Annotated in this window: 13 protein-coding genes and 1 tRNA gene; 10 read left to right on the top strand and 4 right to left on the bottom strand. The window is 45.3% G+C overall.

The genetic code is table 11. The features are described 5' to 3' along the window. Nucleotides 1-35 precede the first annotated feature (35 nt). The 4 genes from ACI2JM_RS09840 to ACI2JM_RS09825 all read left to right on the top strand — a co-directional run bounded on the left by ACI2JM_RS09840 (nucleotide 36) and on the right by ACI2JM_RS09825 (nucleotide 5,797). Nucleotides 36-1,745 carry a UDP-N-acetylmuramoyl-L-alanyl-D-glutamate--2,6-diaminopimelate ligase gene (locus tag ACI2JM_RS09840; protein WP_404643857.1) on the top strand — a complete coding sequence of 570 codons (1,710 nt, stop codon included), beginning with the start codon at nucleotides 36-38 and terminating at the stop codon, nucleotides 1,743-1,745. Between the two features lie 284 nt (nucleotides 1,746-2,029). Then, complete coding sequence (gene murF / locus ACI2JM_RS09835; RefSeq protein ID WP_372861947.1) at nucleotides 2,030-3,490, top strand: UDP-N-acetylmuramoyl-tripeptide--D-alanyl-D-alanine ligase; 1,461 nt, start codon at nucleotides 2,030-2,032, stop codon at nucleotides 3,488-3,490. A 3-nt stretch (nucleotides 3,491-3,493) separates the two neighbouring features. Further along, the gene (gene mraY, locus ACI2JM_RS09830; RefSeq protein ID WP_087813657.1) at nucleotides 3,494-4,612 is read left to right on the top strand and encodes a phospho-N-acetylmuramoyl-pentapeptide-transferase; all 1,119 of its coding nucleotides are present in this window, start codon (nucleotides 3,494-3,496) and stop codon (nucleotides 4,610-4,612) included. Nucleotides 4,613-4,825: 213 nt separating this feature from the next. Beyond that, nucleotides 4,826-5,797, top strand: a complete 972-nt coding sequence (locus ACI2JM_RS09825; RefSeq protein WP_404643855.1) for a putative RNA methyltransferase — start codon at nucleotides 4,826-4,828, stop codon at nucleotides 5,795-5,797. Nucleotides 5,798-5,864: 67 nt separating this feature from the next. Here ACI2JM_RS09825 and ACI2JM_RS09820 read toward each other — a convergent pair whose 3' ends face one another. The 3 genes from ACI2JM_RS09820 to ACI2JM_RS09810 form a co-directional block, all read right to left on the bottom strand. Then, a complete protein-coding gene (locus ACI2JM_RS09820) occupies nucleotides 5,865-7,388 on the bottom strand; it encodes a phospholipase D-like domain-containing protein (protein WP_404643853.1) in 1,524 nt (507 codons plus the stop codon). A 172-nt stretch (nucleotides 7,389-7,560) separates the two neighbouring features. Then, a complete protein-coding gene (locus ACI2JM_RS09815) occupies nucleotides 7,561-8,355 on the bottom strand; it encodes a YdcF family protein (protein WP_404643851.1) in 795 nt (264 codons plus the stop codon). Nucleotides 8,356-8,464: 109 nt separating this feature from the next. Continuing rightward, nucleotides 8,465-9,370, bottom strand: a complete 906-nt coding sequence (locus ACI2JM_RS09810) for a LysR family transcriptional regulator (protein ID WP_404643849.1) — start codon at nucleotides 9,368-9,370, stop codon at nucleotides 8,465-8,467. Between the two features lie 157 nt (nucleotides 9,371-9,527). Between ACI2JM_RS09810 and ACI2JM_RS09805 the strand changes: the two genes are divergently transcribed. From ACI2JM_RS09805 to ACI2JM_RS09780, 6 genes are all read left to right on the top strand, one after another. Continuing rightward, the gene (locus ACI2JM_RS09805) at nucleotides 9,528-9,917 is read left to right on the top strand and encodes a RidA family protein (RefSeq protein WP_045452370.1); all 390 of its coding nucleotides are present in this window, start codon (nucleotides 9,528-9,530) and stop codon (nucleotides 9,915-9,917) included. A 59-nt stretch (nucleotides 9,918-9,976) separates the two neighbouring features. Continuing rightward, the gene (locus ACI2JM_RS09800; RefSeq protein ID WP_404643847.1) at nucleotides 9,977-11,452 is read left to right on the top strand and encodes an aldehyde dehydrogenase family protein; all 1,476 of its coding nucleotides are present in this window, start codon (nucleotides 9,977-9,979) and stop codon (nucleotides 11,450-11,452) included. A gap of 106 nt (nucleotides 11,453-11,558) precedes the next feature. Next, nucleotides 11,559-12,548, top strand: a complete 990-nt coding sequence (locus ACI2JM_RS09795; RefSeq protein ID WP_404643845.1) for a membrane dipeptidase — start codon at nucleotides 11,559-11,561, stop codon at nucleotides 12,546-12,548. A 217-nt stretch (nucleotides 12,549-12,765) separates the two neighbouring features. After that, complete coding sequence (locus ACI2JM_RS09790) at nucleotides 12,766-14,451, top strand: BCCT family transporter (RefSeq protein WP_404643843.1); 1,686 nt, start codon at nucleotides 12,766-12,768, stop codon at nucleotides 14,449-14,451. A gap of 126 nt (nucleotides 14,452-14,577) precedes the next feature. After that, nucleotides 14,578-16,317 carry a hypothetical protein gene (locus tag ACI2JM_RS09785; RefSeq protein WP_404643841.1) on the top strand — a complete coding sequence of 580 codons (1,740 nt, stop codon included), beginning with the start codon at nucleotides 14,578-14,580 and terminating at the stop codon, nucleotides 16,315-16,317. Then, nucleotides 16,301-17,026, top strand: coding sequence for a DUF3726 domain-containing protein (locus ACI2JM_RS09780; RefSeq protein WP_270895373.1), 726 nt, complete (start codon nucleotides 16,301-16,303; stop codon nucleotides 17,024-17,026). The genes ACI2JM_RS09785 and ACI2JM_RS09780 overlap by 17 nt, the downstream gene beginning before the upstream one ends. 169 nt (nucleotides 17,027-17,195) lie before the next feature. On the opposite strand, the gene ACI2JM_RS09775 is transcribed toward ACI2JM_RS09780, so the two are convergent. After that, nucleotides 17,196-17,286, bottom strand: a tRNA-Ser gene (locus ACI2JM_RS09775). Between the last annotated feature and the right edge of the window lie 83 nt (nucleotides 17,287-17,369).

Below are 17,369 nucleotides of genomic sequence, written 5' to 3'. Positions count from 1 at the left end.
CTATTTGATGTGTTTTAACCGTATAGGATTTGCCAATGACCCTGTCACCCTCGTCGCCAAGCATTACCCCAGTCACCTTGCAGCAGCTGACTGAATCTAGTAGTAGCAATAGCAGGCATGGTGTAGGTATAGAGCAGGCATTGCAAAAACTATCGACTCAGACGACATTGATTGGAGCGGATTCAAAACCAATGAATTCGTTTCTTGATATTCCATTCCTGCAGTTTCGTTTAGACAGTCGTCAGCTAGAGCCGAACGATGTGTTTGTGTTATTAAAAAGCCACATACCAAACTGTCAAAAAAGTCGCGACTACCTCTATCAAGCCGCTGAAAATGCGGCTTTTATCCTATCAGAAATAGATCCTACGGCTTTGCTTAACACGACTAGTGTATCAAATCATGCCGATATCACTTTATCGAATGATAGTACTGCTAAAGCACAGCGGCAATTAGCAGCACTGCCTTGCCCTGTTTTATACGTGCCCAATATTCGTGATTTTTTAGGAACGCTCATTCAAGCACGTTTGCAATATCAGCAGCCCGTGACCTTGCCAACGGTGGTCGCGGTGACGGGCACCAATGGCAAAACCACCATCAGTCAATTGGTGGCGCAACTGACGCAGCTGACAGGTATGAGCAGCGCGGTCATGGGCACAGCAGGTAATGGTAGGCTTGGCGCTTTGGTGCAAGCCAGCCATACCACGGGTGATGCCTTAGCAGTTCAGCAGTTTTTATATCAAATGGGTTCAGAGAATGCTGAATTATTGGCATTGGAAGCCAGCTCACATGGTTTAGATCAGCAGCGTTTACAAGGTATGCCAGTGTCGGTGGCGATTTATACCAATTTAAGCCGTGACCACTTAGACTATCATGCCGATATGGCAGAGTATGCAGCAACAAAAGCTAAACTGTTTGATAAAGCGCATTTTCCAGATTTAACCCATGCCATTATCAATATCGATGATGAATATGCCCAGATTATGCTCGACACCGCACATGCCAGTGATTTAACGGTCTGGACGTATAGTTTAGAATCATCAAAATCTGCGACCTTTGTTGCGGCTGAAATCAAACCAAGCTTAAAAGGTGTCGAGATTACGCTACGTACTGATTTAGGCGATGGCGAAGTTAATCATTTAGGTATCGTCAGCCCATTACTCGGGCGCTTTAATGTTGCCAATTTGCTTGCCGCAATGGCATCTGCCGTCGCTTTAGGCATTAGCCTTGAGCGTTTTACTGCAGTGGTGCCGCAGCTACAAGGTGCGGTTGGACGTATGCAGCGTGTGCCGTCTAATGATGGTTGCTTTATCGTTGATTATGCACATACGCCAGATGCTTTAAGCCAAGTGCTTGCCAGCCTAAAGACCCATTGTAAAGGTCAACTATGGGCAGTGTTTGGTTGTGGTGGCGACCGTGATGCGGGCAAACGTCCTTTGATGGCGCAAGCAGGCTTGGCAGGCGCGGATAAAGTCGTATTAACGGCAGACAATCCACGTACCGAAGATCCCAATGTCATTTTGCAAGATATGCAAGCGGGCATGACGAGTGAGCAATATCAGCGTACCCATATCGAACCTGCGCGCCAAGCAGCGATTGAGTATGCGGTCAATCAAGCAGCGCCTGATGATATCGTCGTGATCGCTGGCAAGGGTCATGAAACCTATCAAGAAATTAACCATGTTCGTTATGATTTTGACGACAGTGTTATTTTGCAAAACGCCTTAAAACAAGCAGGGCGTGTATAGCATTTATAAATAAATAATAGCGCTTACAGTCAGTTTTTCATGCTATCTAAAAAGTATTAGGGCGTGTCCTCATTTTAAAATGGTAATAAAAATGAGATAAATTACCGTCAAACAAGGAAAGTAGCGCAAATAATATCGAGATATTAATAAGCTAGTTGACGATGTTTGGCAAAATTTAGCCATTTTTAGTCCATTTATATAATAATCGATTAAATTGAAGACACGCCCTAGTCGTTAACTATAAAAAATAAATAAGTAGTCATCATATATATAAGGTAATCATTATGACAGCCGACAACGATAACAGCATTCAGTCGCAAGGGCTGTATGTTTGGCAAGCAGACAATCTGCTCGCGGCAACCGCAGCACTCAATGGGCATTGGCAGCTGAGTGAGGGGCAATCCGACTCAGAAAACACTTCAGTAAATGATGTCATGAGCACTCGTATCGCCACCGATACCCGTACGATAAAACCTGGTGATATATTTTTAGCGTTAACGGGTGATAATTTTGATGGTCACGATTATATCGATACTGCCATCGCGCAAGGTGCGGTTGCGGCTATCGTCGCTCGCCCTATTGCTACGGCTGATGCAAATAGCATTCCGCAGTTAGTGGTGAGCGATACCCGTTTGGCGCTAGGACAATTGGCTGCGTATCGTCGTCAACAGCATCAAAATTTAACCGTCATTGCTATTACTGGCTCTAGCGGCAAGACCACCTGTAAAGAGATGCTGGGTAGTATCTTTGGCAGACTAGCACCGACATTGATTACCCGTGGTAACCTAAATAATGACTTGGGTGTGCCGATGATGTTGCTCGAATTATCCGACCACCATCGTTATGCCATTCTAGAGCTTGGCGCAAACCATATTGGCGAAATTGCTTATACTACCGAGATTGTAAAGCCAGATGTCGCGTGTATTTTAAACATTGGTACGGCGCATTTGGGTGAGTTTGGTAGCCGTGAAGGGATTTGCCAAACCAAGGCTGAGATTTACCATACCTTGAATGACAGTCAATTTGCGATCGTTCCTGATAAAGATGATTTTACCAATCAATTACGCCGTATCGCTGAAAAATATACGTCACACGTGATTGGCTTTGGTAATACTGATGTCAGTGCCAGCCATTTAGATGTCGAGCCTGAGCGCAGTGAATTTAAGCTGCATATCGGCAATCAAGTCCATGATATCAACTTGCCACTAGCGGGCGAGCACAATGTCAATAATGCTTTAGCCGCTGCTGCTTGTGCCCATGCACTAAATATCGATGTTAGTGATATCGTTGTCGGGCTTGAAAATGCACGTCCTGCTAAGGGGCGCTTGAACAGTCAGCTGTTAGGCATGCATCGACTGATTGATGATACTTATAATGCCAATCCGCATTCGGTGCGAGCGGCAGCAAAAGTATTGGCGGCGCAAACAGGCACGCAAGTCATGGTGCTGGGCGATATCGCAGAACTGGGAGAGGCGGCGGTCAGCGAGCATCAAAGCTTGGGTCGTACGATCGCGACAACGGGCATCAATGTGCTGCTGTGTGTTGGTGAATACGCGCCTTTTACCGTGGCGGGTGCACAAGAAGTTTCTGACATCAATGCCCATGCGTTTACCGATAAAGACAGTTTATTGGCGTATTTGAAGCCGTATTTGCAAGCGCAGCAGGCGCAGCCTTGTACGGTGCTGTTTAAAGGTTCTCGTTCCATGCAAATGGAAACCCTTATCAATGCGCTAATCGAGGAGTAGGCGGTGTTAGTTTGGTTGTTTGGCTGGCTTGGCCAGTATTACACGCCGTTTTCTGCGGTTTCTTCGTTGACGCTGCGAGCGTTACTCGCGGTCATTACCGCCCTCGCATTTAGCATGTTTTTTGGTGGGCCTGTCATTCGACGTCTGCGTGCATTGAAATATGGTCAAGCGATTCGCAATGATGGCCCGCAATCGCATTTGGCGAAAACTGGTACGCCGACCATGGGTGGAGTGCTGATTTTAAGTGCGATTGGTGTGTCCACCTTACTATGGGCGCGTTTGAATAATCCGTATGTCTGGATTTTGCTCATTGTCATGATTATCTTTGGCGCGGTCGGCTGGGCAGATGATTGGCTAAAAATTAAGTATAAAGATCCCAAAGGCTTAATTGCTCGCAAGAAATATTTTTGGCTCTCTATGGGTGCTTTGTTCGTCGGTGTGTCTTTGTATTATATCGCTACCTTGCAGCCAGATATCGCGACCACGCGTGAGATGCAGGATTTGCTGCTACCGATTTTTAAAGATTGGATGATTCCTTTTTCGGCAGTGCCATTTGGTATTGGCTTTATTATCTTTACCTACTTTGTGATTAATGGTGCTTCTAACGCCGTCAACTTAACCGATGGCTTGGATGGTTTAGCTATTTTGCCCGTGGTCTTGGTCGCGGCAGGTTTGGGCGCAATGGCTTATGTATCAGGTGATGTACGCTTTGCTGATTACTTGCATGTGCCTTATATTGCCTATAACTCCGAGGTTCTCATTGTCTGTGGTTCGATGATTGGTGCAGGGCTTGGTTTCTTATGGTTCAATGCCCATCCAGCCCAAGTATTTATGGGCGATGTGGGGGCGCTTGCTCTCGGGGCGATGCTTGGTACGATTGCCGTTATGACTCGTCAAGAGATTGCTTTTGCTATTATGGGTGGTCTATTTGTCGCCGAAGCGTTATCGGTCATGCTACAGGTTGGCTCGTATAAGCTGCGTAAAAAGCGCGTCTTTCGCATGGCACCATTGCATCATCACTTTGAAGAAATTGGCTGGAAAGAGACGCAAGTGGTGGCAAGGTTTTGGATTATTGCCATTATTCTCGTCATCCTTGGGCTCATGACCTTAAAACTGCGTTAACACAGCCATATCGCTCGAACATTAATATGAATATCATGTACGCAAAAGCCATCTCACTTTAGTTGAGGTGGCTTTTTTTGTTGCTAATAGTTTGGTTGCTGATAGTTTGTTTTTTGCATTTTCTTTCCTGCATTGTTTATCGCGCCTTTTATCACGCAGTAAGCCTGAATTTTGTTAAAATGGCAGCCATATTGCGATGACGTTGAGATACTTGTGAGCTTATTTATTTGTCCCCTTTGCCAATCACCATTACAGCCTGCCGCAGATACGTGGCGCTGCGATGGCAGCTTGCACCCAAAACAAACCGCTCATCCATTTGATGTGGCACGTCAGGGTTATATTAATTTACTGCCCGTACAACAAAAAAAATCCAAAGCACCGGGTGATAGCCAGCAATCAATCGAGGCGCGCAAACGGTTTTTAAACGCCGGACATTATCAGCCATTGCAGACGCTTATTTGCCAAAAAATGAGGGAATTGTTGGCGAAAAATGAGTCGGTCGCTGATTCAGCAATTGAGCCGATAACTAAAAAGGATAGCAAGACAATCAATTGGTTGGATATTGGCTGCGGTGAAGGTTATTACACGCAGGCAATGGCACAGACAGGCATGGATACGCTCATCGCCGCAGATATCAGTAAACCGGCTGTGGTAGAGCTTGCGAAAACGAGCAAAGCGGTGAGGCGTCTTTGGTATCAGCAAGTTAAAGACAGTATTACTAATGAGACAGCCAAGTCGGCAGTCATCTATCCGCTTGTTACCAGCGCTGCCCATTTGCCGTTACGCGCTCATAGCATAAAGGGTATTAGCAGTATTTTTAGCCCTATCTTGCCAGACGCGTTCAATGAGGTATTGACTGCAGACGGTTATTTAATCATTGCTAAGCCTGATATCGGGCATCTAGCGACGATGCGCGAAGCGTTATTTGATAACGTCCGCGAGCATGATTCGGATAAGTTTTTGCATGAATTGGCTCCATATTTCACGCTAATGGGTACGGAGCATGTCAGTACAGAGATGACGTTGTCAGCCGCTGATTTGGCTGATTTGATGACCATGACGCCTTATGCTTATCGTGCGCTTAATGAAAAAAGACAGGCGCTACTAGCAGCGGTCGAAACAGAATCCTTTACGACGCAAGCTAAGTTTGTCGTTTATATTTTGCAGAAGACAGCAGCTGAATAGAATGGCTTAAGGTCATTAGCTCGTTTAGATATGATCAATTGAATTGAGGACACGCACTAATAATGGGTTATAAGACAGGTCCCATCGTGGCGACAATGTTATTCCAGATTTTATAAGATAACGGCCAGTTCTCAACTTGCTCACGAGTGACCTCTTCAGAATCAGCGATATACTGGTATTGTCGCTCAACGATGGCCGCTGTGAGTGTTTTATCGCTAAACACAATGTTGTTTTCATAGTTTAAATCAAAGCTACGCAAGTCTAAATTGGTCGAGCCAATCAGACTGATTTCGCCATCGATGGTCAAGGTTTTTGCGTGTAATAAACCGGGTTTATATTCGTAAATATTGACCCCCGCTTCAAGCAGCTGCCAGTAATAACTGTGACTGGTAGCAGCCACGACTATTGAGTCGTTATTTTTTGGGAAAATCATGGTTACTTGTACACCGCGATAAGCGGTCGCACACAAAATGCTGACGAGCGAATAATCAGGCACAAAATAAGGCGTTGAGATAATCAGGGTTCGTTTTGCCTGACCAATTAAGACACCTAAAAATTGTGGCGTGGTACTGCGTCGTTGTGTAGGACCATCAGAAAAAACTTGTGCAGCAAAGCCATTTGGCGGTGATGTGACCGGTAAAGGTGGCGGTGATGTTATTGGTAAAGGCTCATCAGTTTCTGGCTGTGGGGATTTTTGTTGCTTTAGTTGTGGGTCAATAAAATAAGGAAAGCTGTCAAGCGGCGTATCAGGATTTTCAGTCAGCCAATCACTGGCAAACAACATCTGATTCTGTGCCACCACTGGTCCTTCGACCCGCAGCATAATGTCTACCCACGGCGCAAATTTTGGCTTTACACGAAACTCAGGATCGGCGCAGTTGCGACTGCCACAGTAGCCGATTTTGCCGTCAATAACCGTAATCTTGCGGTGATTTCGCAAGTCAATCCGGCTAAACATGAGTACCTTTAAAAGATTACTAATTGGTAGGGCAACACTGACTTGTACGCCAGCTTCTATCATTTCCTGCCATATCTTTGAGCCGACCATTTTTCGTGAGCCCATACCGTCAACCATTGCTCGGCATATGACGCCGCGCCTTGCCGCTCGTATGAGCGCTTGAGCAGTATCGATTCCCATACCATCGATTAGCCAAATATAATACAGCACATGAATATGATCGGTCGCTGCATCAAAGTCAGCAATCATACGTTTGCGCGTCTCAGCAGCGTCTGCCATTAGCTCTGCGTGATTGCCCACCGTTGTATGATAGCCAGTTGCATTGGCAGAGTAGGCAAAGGCCGCTTGGTATTCAGGTTTGATAGCCTCCGACAAAGCGATGTCATCACCAAGTACTTCGGGACTATGTGCGCTTAATTTATCGATGATCTCTTTACGTTTGCGCGTAAAATCGCGTCCTAGATGCACCTCACCAAACATCCAATAAATTACAACCCCCAGATAAGGCAAAATGAACAATATGACGAGCCAAGCAAGCCGAGCGGACGAGGTCAGATCATGGCGCGCAAGCACTCGCAAAGAGATCAGTATCAGTAGCATAAAATGAACAGTTAAAAAGATATCCAATAGCATAATGCGCTCCATTATTATTATTTTTATTTGCAGTATTTATCAGCGGTTCTTACTGATTATAACGCACTGTAAAATTACCACCGTTTTGATTGGTAAAAACAGCACTGCGGCAACGCTGTAGCTATGATACTTAGCAGTAAGCTTGTTTAAGCTGGTGAAATATACATCACCATCAATACTCTCCTAACAACCAACCACTGACAAAGGCAAAATACTCGCGAAACCAAGCGTTGTAACGAATGGATAAAGGTGTCGGACTGGCGACTGTGATCGGTTGTGTATAGCCCTGATGTCGCGCAATGCTGATCGCGCGAATGCTATGGAAATCACTGGTAACGATGGCGATAGGATCAGCGATAGATAGCCCTTTTGCTTCTAACAACGCTCGGCTATTAGCGAGGTTTTCTTCCGTACTGGTACTTTTACCTTCTTGTAAAATGCGTTCGAATGGCACGCCATGTGCCTCATGCAAATACGTGGCCATGATATCGGCTTCGCTACGTGTACGCTGAAAACCAACGCCACCACTGGTTATCACCAAAGCATCTGGTTGTGTCTCGATAAGGGGCACGGCGGTGTCCAAGCGCTTGGCGAGCGTCGGTGTCGGCTTACCTGCAACCGTGCCTGAGCCTAATATAATAATCGCTGCCACTGTCGGTGTAGGCTGCTGGCTAAGCGCAATCTGCTGTTGTAATGACCAAATAAATAGAGCGAAGCTCAACAACCAAAGTATAAATACAGCCCATAACCCATACCAAAGGCGGTTAAAGCCATAATGTTGGCTGCAAAACCTGCGTATTGTATGCCAAAACATCCCATGTATGACAAAAACCATGCCGACTAAAAAAGGTACAACCGAGCCGAAATTGACTTTACCGACGACCATCAATGCAGCGCAATCGATGATAAGTATGATGCCGATAACAGATAAGAGGCCACGAGTAACGGAAATTAAACCTTTAGTCATAGTGAAAGACGCTTTTATTCAAGTGAATGGAGTTTCTGATAGTGGCTTATAAAAGTAGGCGGTAATGAGGTATGTCTTAACCCATTTTCAACCTTTTTTTAACCTGTCTTTATAAAATATAGTGATTCTGGATATACTGAATGCACAATTCATGAAACGCTTGTGCTGGCGGTGAAATCGTTTTATTTGCCAATTTAAAAATACCAATTTGTCTGTCTAAGGCAGGTTCAAGTAAGTCGAGCCATACCAATTCTGGCTCATTCGACGGAAAGGCGAGCTTGGGTAGGGTGGTGATGCCAAGATCATTGCGTAATAATGAAAATAAGGAAGTAATATTCTCGACCGTGTAACGCGCATTACGGTTGAGCACCTCGGCGGGTGTGTTTTCGAGCAGTCGACAAGTGCCATTATAAATAAAAGGCTGGGTCATCAGTTGTTGCCATTTAAGCCCTATTTTTTGTTGGTTTCTTGACGGTTTTACTGGTTGATTTAACGAGTTACTTTTTAAGCAGACCACGCCAATCGGGTCAGATATGAGCAAGGTGAAATCTATATTTGATTGATCGATACTGGTGCAGTTGCCCAATGCCAAATCGATTTCACCTGCCAGTAAACGATTGGCCACACCGACAGAGTTATCATCTATTAGTACAATCTCGACATCAGGATATCTCTTGGAGTACTCAACCAACACACTAGGCAAGAGTTTTGTCACCAGTGATGGCACGCTTGCAATCCTTATTTTGCCTTTATCGCCAGCGGCTGCTCCTTTTAAATCATCCTTTAGCGCTTGATAAATCGTCATAAACTGCTCGATTTTGGGTAAACAAGTCTCTCCAAAAGGCGTGAGTGTTGCTTTATTTCCTCCTTCAAATAAGCGCTGACCCAGTATTTTTTCCAATTCCTTTATCGAGGCAGACAACGCCGCTTGCGAGCGATTGGCGCGATCCGCCGCCGCCCGAAAGCCACCTTCCTCTACCACGCATAAAAAGTGATGTAATTGCTGTAATTTCATACGCTTACTCCTCACCACTATTAATATATAAGATATCGTCTATGATAGATTAAATCTATCATATTCTAAATTTAATTAGTTAGATTTATCATTAGTACTTGGGTAGGATACCTCTATAGCAATCGCTGCCCAATCATTGATCAAAGGATATGACGACATGACGACTCATTCAACCAAACAAGCCATCAGAACCTCACTTTATGCGTCTAAAGCCCCTTTAGAGTGGGCGATCACTAGCAACGGTACGTTGTACACCGCGCAGATTCCTATCGATGAAAATGGTGATGTGGTTGCAGGTGGTATCGAAGCGCAAACCCGTCAAACGCTAGACAATCTCAAGCACACGCTAGAATGTGCCAATGTTGGCATGGATTCTGTGCTACAGGTCATGATCTATGTGACCGATCGCGACTATCTAAAAACGGTCAACCAAGTCTATGCCGAATACTTTGAAGCACCCTATCCAAATCGGGCAGCGCTCGTAATAGCAGGACTGGCTCGTGAAGAAATGCTGGTTGAGCTGGTCGTATATGCCGCTGTGCCTTAAACTCTGAATGTACTCTAGTCAATCAATCAAATACTGAATACTTTATCAAGGAAGCTCTTATGTCAGCTCACACCGCCAAACAGATATTGCAGCAAGACCCAACCAAATCACTTTATATCAATGGTGAATGGCAGGCGGGCGTAAATACCGTTGCCAATATTAACCCATCTGATATCACTGACACTATCGGTGAGTTCGCACAGGCCAGTGGCGATCAAGTCAAAGACGCTATTGCTGCTGCCCGTCACGCTCAACCAAAATGGGAAGCGACTCCTTTAGAAAAAAAACAGTCTATCCTACAAGCAATTGGCGATGAAATGATTGCTCGCTGTGATGAGCTGGGTACGCTGTTGTCTCTTGAAGAAGGCAAGCCGTTTGCGGAAGGTCGCGGCGAGATTTACCGCGCAGGTCAGTTTTTTCATTACTATGCGGCTGAAGTATTGCGCCAAATCGGTGATAACGCAGCCTCAGTACGCCCTGGTGTCAAGGTTGAAGTTACTCGAGAAGCAGTCGGTGTGGTCGCCATTATCTCACCTTGGAACTTTCCAACGGCCACTGCTGTGTGGAAGATCGCGCCAGCGCTAGCGTTTGGTAACACGGTCATTTGGAAGCCTGCGAATTTAACGCCAGCCAGTGCAGTGGCATTGGCCGAAATCATCCATCGTCAAGGCATGCCAGAAGGGACGTTTAACCTGTTACTGGGTGGCGGCTCGTCAGTCGGTGATGCACTCATCAATTCTACAGATATCGATGCCGTTAGTTTTACGGGTTCTGTACCAACAGGTCGCAAAGTCGCTGCTGCAACGGCACCGAACTTTATCCGTTGTCAGCTTGAGATGGGCAGCAAAAACGCCTTGGTTATCGCTGACGATGCCGATTTGCAAGTCGCTATCGATGCGGCAGTGGCTGGTGCGTTTGGTGGTTCGGGACAGAAATGTACCGCTTCTTCACGACTCATCGTGATGGACAGTATTCATGATGCTTTTGTCGAAGGTGTGGTCGCAAAAATGAAAACCTTAAAAGTCGGCCATGCGCTTGATGAAGGTATCTTTATGGGTCCTGTTGTCGATGACAAGCAGCTGGCATCAAACATGGACTGGATCGAAAAGGCCAAGCAATCAGGTGCCAATTTAGCCTTTGGTGGTGAGCGTTTAGAGATGCCGCATGACGGCTACTATATGTTGCCGACGCTATTTACCGAGACGGACAACAGCTGGGATATCAACCAAGAAGAGGTGTTTGCTCCGCTGGCTTGTGTCATGCGTGTCAAGGATTTGGACGAAGCGATTGCCATGACCAATGACACGCGCTTTGGTCTGACGGGCGGCATCATCACCCAAAGCTTGCGTAGCAGTGCGATGTTCAAAGAACAAGTGCAAGCAGGTTGCGTCATGGTCAATCTAGCGACTGCAGGTACGGACTATCATGTACCGTTTGGTGGTCGTAAACAGTCAAGCTTTGGCCCGCGTGAGCAAGGTCAATATGCCAAAGAGTTCTATACCATCGTCAAGACCGCTTATCAAAAAGCGTACTAGAACTATCTTAATAAGACTGCTCGCCGCTATCGAAGCGACACGGTGTGAAAAAGCACTTAATCGCCAACGATAGTGGCTACTGATAAAAGTATTAAAGGGAATTGATATGTACCAAGACCATATCGTCATTGACGGATTACAGTATAGCCATTGGGATCGTGACTACTTTAAGATGCTACAAGCCAGTGGTATCAATGCGGTACATGCCACCTTGGTCTATCACGAAGATGCCCGTCAGACCATGACCCGCTTTAGCGAGTGGCACACACGCTTTGAGCAAAATAGCGATCTTATCTTGCCAGTGTACTCAGTTGCTGATATCAAAATGGCAAAAGAGCAGGGCAAAGTTGGCATATTCTTTGGCGCGCAGAACTGCTCACCAATCGATGATGAAATCGGCTTAATCAGCGTGATGCGCCGCCTAGGTCTATTGATTATGCAGCTGACTTATAACAACCAGAGCTTACTAGCGACAGGGTGTTATGAGCAGAATGACAGCGGCATCACACGTTTTGGTCAGCAGGCGATTAAAGAGATGAACCGTGTCGGTATGATTATTGACATGTCACACAGCGCAGAACGTTCAACGCTTGAGGCGATAGAAGCATCATCGCGCCCGATATGTATCAGTCATGCCAATCCAACCACAGCACACGATGCCCTGCGTAATAAGTCAGATACGGTTATCAGTGCCTTGACCCAAGCAGGCGGGTTGTTAGGGTTTAGCTTATATCCGTTTCATTTACCAAATGGCAGCGACTGTACGCTTGATGACTTCTGTACCATGATTGCCAATTGTGCTGACAAATATGGCGTCGAGCATTTATCCATTGGTAGTGACTTGTGTCTCAATCAGCCGCAAGCAGTGCTTGAGTGGATGCGTAATGGGCGCTGGTCAAAAGCCATGGATTATGGTGAAGGCAATGCCAATAATTCAGGCTGGCCAGATACCTTGCCATGGTTTGCAGGCAAAGACGGTATGGAAAACATCTATAACGGTTTACTCAAACATGGTTTTAATGAGATTGACGCTGGAAAAGTCATCGGTCAAAACTGGTTTGATTTTCTTGAGAGTGGTTTAAAGCCTTTAGCTTAAAGGCTCATTCCTAAAGGATAATTCTAGCAAGTCATCGCTAAAAATCGTTATAAGACGACAGATGTTTTATAGCGCACAGCCATTTGAAATAGACAGTTTTGAAGTAAGTAGCTTTAAAATAAATAGCTTTAAAATAATATGGTGAGGTTATCTGGTTATAGCCTCATTGTTATACGTCTGATCTAAATAACGAAACGTTAGCATATGGAGCCACATCATGGCCGATTTAAAGGGACTTAACCAAGGTGAGCAAGGACGCTCAAACGCTGCCAATAGCACAGCGGATAAGGTCAGCGCTGTACCAGCTGCTGCCGATATTGATGCGTTGGGGCTAAAAAACCCTGCCTTTTGGTATAGTGGCGGGTTTATTACGATTTTTGTGCTCATGGCTATTTTTGCAGAAGCACAGTTAGCAACGATTGTGGATGTTGGTTTTAAATGGTCGGCCAATATCTTTGGCCCTTTTTGGCAAATTCTGCTTCTCGCTACTTTCGTCATCGCTTTAGCGGTTGGTGCAGGTCGCACGGGTCGTGTGATTTTGGGCAACTTACCAAAGCCTGAAATGGACAATTTCAAGTGGATGGCCATCCTGTTTTGTACATTGTTGGCTGGCGGTGGGGTTTTTTGGGCGGCGGCAGAACCTATTGCTCATTTCGTGTCAGCGCCTCCTTTATACGGTGAGTCACCAGACTTGCAACAACGAGCATTTAACGCCTTATCACAATCTTTTATGCATTGGGGATTTTTGGCGTGGTCGATTGTCGGTAGTTTGACCGCGATTGTGGTCATGCATTTGCATTATGACAAAGGTTTGCCGCTGAAACCTCGCACACTTCTTTATCCTATGTTTGGTGAGCGCGTACTTACTGGTCAAACGGGCGCGATTATCGATGCTTGCTGTATCGTCGCCGTGGCTGCGGGTACGATTGGCCCTATTGGTTTTTTGGGTCTACAGACCAGCTATGCACTGAATGAATTGTTTGGTATTCCTGATACTTTTGCCACCCAGCTTATCATTATCATATTCGCGATTGTGCTTTATACCTTATCAGCGATCAGTGGTCTTGCTCGAGGCATGCAATTGCTCAGCCGCTTCAATGTCATATTGGCAGTTGCGCTGATGGTCTTTATTTTGATATTTGGACCGACCAATTTTATCGTCAATGGTTATATTCAAGGTGTCGGCACGATGGTCGATAACTTTATTCCGATGGCCACTTTTCGCGGTGATGAAGGCTGGCTTGGCGGTTGGACGGTGTTCTTTTGGGGTTGGTTCTTGGGTTATGGCCCGATGATGGCGATATTTATTGCTCGTATCTCACGAGGTCGTACGATTCGTCAATTGATTACCACGGTTTGTATCATTGCGCCACTCGTTACTTGCTTTTGGTTCACCGTCGTTGGTGGTTCGGGTCTGGCGTTTGAGATTGCCAATCCGGGCAGTGTCAGTAGCGCGTTTGAAGGCTTTAACTTACCTGGTGCACTATTAGCAGTCACCCAGCAATTACCCTTTCCTTTAATTACCTCGATATTATTTCTAATTTTAACCACTGTTTTTATCGTCACGACAGGTGATTCGATGACCTATACCATCAGTGTGGTCATCAGTGGCGAGCGTGAGCCAAATGCCATGATTCGTACCTTTTGGGGCATCATGATGGGGGTAACAGCGATTGTTTTAATCTCGCTTGGTTCAGGTGGCGTGACAGCGTTGCAGTCTTTTATCGTGATTACCGCTGTGCCTGTCTCCTTTATCCTGCTGCCATCGCTATGGAACGGGCCACAAATTGCCCAGCAAATGGCGCGAGAGCAAGACTTGTATCGACCTAATCAGGTAGAGGTAAGACATAAAATTAGCGAAGAAAAACTCGCTAAGAAAAAGCTTACTCAAAAAACTGATTGACCACCAAACGGTCAAGGTCAAAACAACGATCCTCAAAACGGCTGAATACTTATTTACCAATAGATATCATCATTGAGATTATTAACAAAGCTGCTGGCTCAATATATTAGGTAAGGTAGTGAAATTATGAATATGATTCATGCAAATAATGAAAGTATTAACGTCAAGCCGCCTCAACTTAGTACTGAATTTCGTACTCGTGACGTGATTATGAATGCAGAAAGGTTGGGCGCGATGCACCAAACTCGCATTAGCTTTGTGCGCACGTTACTGCGTAAGATTGATAGAGAGCAATGGACGCTCAGTACCCATTTGTGGGATTTGGATGAGCAAGGCTATGGCACGGTTATTTATCGCCTCAATACCCCAGAGCATCTGTATCATCTGGTGGTATTTTGTAATGAGCTGGCTGATGAAGAGCGTAATGATAGGGTGATTGCCCAAAAATGGGATGTGACCTTTGGTTTGGTCTTTGGTGAGATAAGTGAGGAGCTACTGGGTAACCTACAAGCCAACGTACCGCTGCAAGAAGCAGGTCGAAACTCTAATATGGTGATGGTGCTGGCACGAGCAAATAAGAGCGTACGGGTCTTTGATCATATCGTTAGCTCGCTCGCCGTTGGTCAGCAACCAAATTTGGATATACTCGCGCAGGTGGGTTATATATTGCGTACCACGGCGGTCTATGGCAACGGTAAGTTTGGTATTTATGACTTCAAACCGTTAGATCACAGTGCAGATTTTGATCAATCGTTTCGAGCGCAGATGTGTGCAGTGTATTTGCTACGTGAGTTTAGTTTAGATTGGGTTGATTATTTGGCACAGCAAAAAGGTGGCAGCAACGCAGTCAAGCTGCATCCAGAGATTAAGCGTTATTTGGGAATTGGTAATGCCACCGGTCTGGGTATGGCGCCTTACTTGATCAATCATCCTTGCGTGGTTGATCAATGGCTGACCACCCGTGAGGAAGCATTGCAAGCGACATTGATATGTCAGATTGAGCCCAAAGAAACGGCACATTTTGCCAGCTTAATCAAACGAGCTATTCAGCATTTTGGCGAGATAGTCACCATCAATGAGCAGCAAATTAGACTCAATGAAACGGTCGTCGCGGAATTATCAGTATTACAAAACAATTTGATGACAACCATTAATCACTACACGATATGGGCAGAGTTCTTGCAAGCCTATCACCATCTAAGCCTTGAGAGCCAAGAGGTCATCGTTTCTTGCTTGATGGAGCTATATCCTGAGCGTGTTGATGCGTTTCAAGAGAAAATAAATGCCGATGAAACCTTGTCGCTACCGAAAGGCAAGGTGATTCAAGATTTGATTGATGTATTAGAGCTACATTATCAGTGGGCGATTAATATTGATTTTAGCCAGCCCGATAATAGCTATTGGTTTTGGTATCGTTCGGTGGATAAAGAAGAGCCAAGGATGGGCGTGCGCGGGCAAGAACCGGGTGCTGATCGTGAGCTTGCATTAGACATCGCACGGCAAGCAAATAAGCTTTATCTCGCGTTGAAACCCACCGATCCAAAGCAGCTCATTTCAGAGTTCATCTTAAATCAGCCAAAATATCGCTCGATTGCGCGCCGCGTTTGGACGATGGGAAATAAGCCACTGGGCGATATTCAGATGAATGTCTTGCATAAAACTGCATTACCCATGCACCTGTTACGGTGTAAATTATCGATGTTTGGTGCCACCAAGTTCGATCCCAGATCAGATCGCTGGGTGCGGATAACCTTGTTTCAAGGTGCGCCTTTGTTTGCAGAAGTGCATAGTGATGAATGGCTGTTTCCCTTATTACCCGATTTATCGAAAGAGCAGGGAGGTTTGACTCATGATCGTATCGCATAATGAAATTGTGACGATAGTACACAAAGCCTTTACTGGGATGCACCGTGAAGTAGGCGAAGCGGATGTGATTGCTACTATGGTCGCTGAGCTACAGATGGCGGGCTTGGACGGTATCAGACACTTTAATAATGCCAGTCCGTATATTTTAACCGAGCACGATACGCCAATCGATATCGTCTATCAAGAAGACGGCGCTATTCGTTTAGATTTGCATGGTAGCAGCTTGGCTTGTCACTTGCCGACTATCATTGACTATGCTCTGGAAAAAATGGGTGATTTGGCGCATTTTCATATTTATTTACAGAACTGTCATAACCGCTGGTTGGCTTATAGTGAGCTGGTGGGGCTGGCTGCCAAAGGCTTTGCTTGTTTGGCTAAATGGGACAATGGCTCTGTGCCCAAGCATACATTATTTACGTTAAATCAAGGTTTTGTGTATCCTGATTTATACTTTTTTGACCAAGCACAAGCCAATTATAATACCAATGACATGGTCATTGAAATTGCGACCCAAAATTTTGATATTGAACAGGACATACAGCATTTCAATCATAAAATATCGACAGATGAGCTATTTGAAACCCATCAGCGCGCATGGAAAGAAGGTATCTATGTCGACGATGAACAGTGGGTGATACTCAAAAAAACGGCTGCGGCGATGTTGGTAGAAAATAGCGAAACATCAAGTAAAGGTGCGGGAGGGGCGTAAGCGAGAGGAATGTAATAAATAAAAGGTTACAAAATGACATAGGCAAATAGATTAAGCCAAAAAGAGGTTTGTAATTAAAAATTTCAGAAAGTATTTTGGATTAAAAGGTATTTCGGAGTTGTTTGAACAGATGGGAAAAGCTAGAGGCTTTGATTAAGCAGAATAAGATTGGCGGTGAAGGAGGGATTCGAACCCTCGATACGCTATTAACGCATACACACTTTCCAGGCGTGCGGTTTCAGCCACTCACCCACTTCACCGTTTTTAGACGGCTTAGTATAGCGGATACTGTCTAGAATGTCACGACTTGCACCTTATCTTTCTTTCTTTCTTTCTTTACAAA

Origin of the sequence: Psychrobacter sp. NPDC064578 (assembly GCF_044901245.1) — a bacterium.
GTDB lineage: Bacteria > Pseudomonadota > Gammaproteobacteria > Pseudomonadales > Moraxellaceae > Psychrobacter > Psychrobacter cibarius_C.
Note: the sequence above shows the minus strand (reverse complement) of the source record. Positions and strands in the feature narration are given on the sequence as shown.

Excerpts from the sequence above, each read along its gene's own strand:
- ACI2JM_RS09790 (WP_404643843.1), top strand. The coding sequence starts at position 12,766 with ATGGCCGATTTAAAGGGACTTAACCAAGGTGAGCAAGGACGCTCAAAC.
- ACI2JM_RS09780 (WP_270895373.1), top strand. The coding sequence starts at position 16,301 with ATGATCGTATCGCATAATGAAATTGTGACGATAGTACACAAAGCCTTT.
- ACI2JM_RS09810 (WP_404643849.1), bottom strand. The coding sequence starts at position 9,370 with ATGAAATTACAGCAATTACATCACTTTTTATGCGTGGTAGAGGAAGGT.
- ACI2JM_RS09815 (WP_404643851.1), bottom strand. The coding sequence starts at position 8,355 with ATGACTAAAGGTTTAATTTCCGTTACTCGTGGCCTCTTATCTGTTATC.
- ACI2JM_RS09785 (WP_404643841.1), top strand. The coding sequence starts at position 14,578 with ATGAATATGATTCATGCAAATAATGAAAGTATTAACGTCAAGCCGCCT.
- ACI2JM_RS09820 (WP_404643853.1), bottom strand. The coding sequence starts at position 7,388 with ATGCTATTGGATATCTTTTTAACTGTTCATTTTATGCTACTGATACTG.
- murF (WP_372861947.1), top strand. The coding sequence starts at position 2,030 with ATGACAGCCGACAACGATAACAGCATTCAGTCGCAAGGGCTGTATGTT.
- ACI2JM_RS09840 (WP_404643857.1), top strand. The coding sequence starts at position 36 with ATGACCCTGTCACCCTCGTCGCCAAGCATTACCCCAGTCACCTTGCAG.
- ACI2JM_RS09800 (WP_404643847.1), top strand. The coding sequence starts at position 9,977 with ATGTCAGCTCACACCGCCAAACAGATATTGCAGCAAGACCCAACCAAA.
- ACI2JM_RS09805 (WP_045452370.1), top strand. The coding sequence starts at position 9,528 with ATGACGACTCATTCAACCAAACAAGCCATCAGAACCTCACTTTATGCG.
- ACI2JM_RS09795 (WP_404643845.1), top strand. The coding sequence starts at position 11,559 with ATGTACCAAGACCATATCGTCATTGACGGATTACAGTATAGCCATTGG.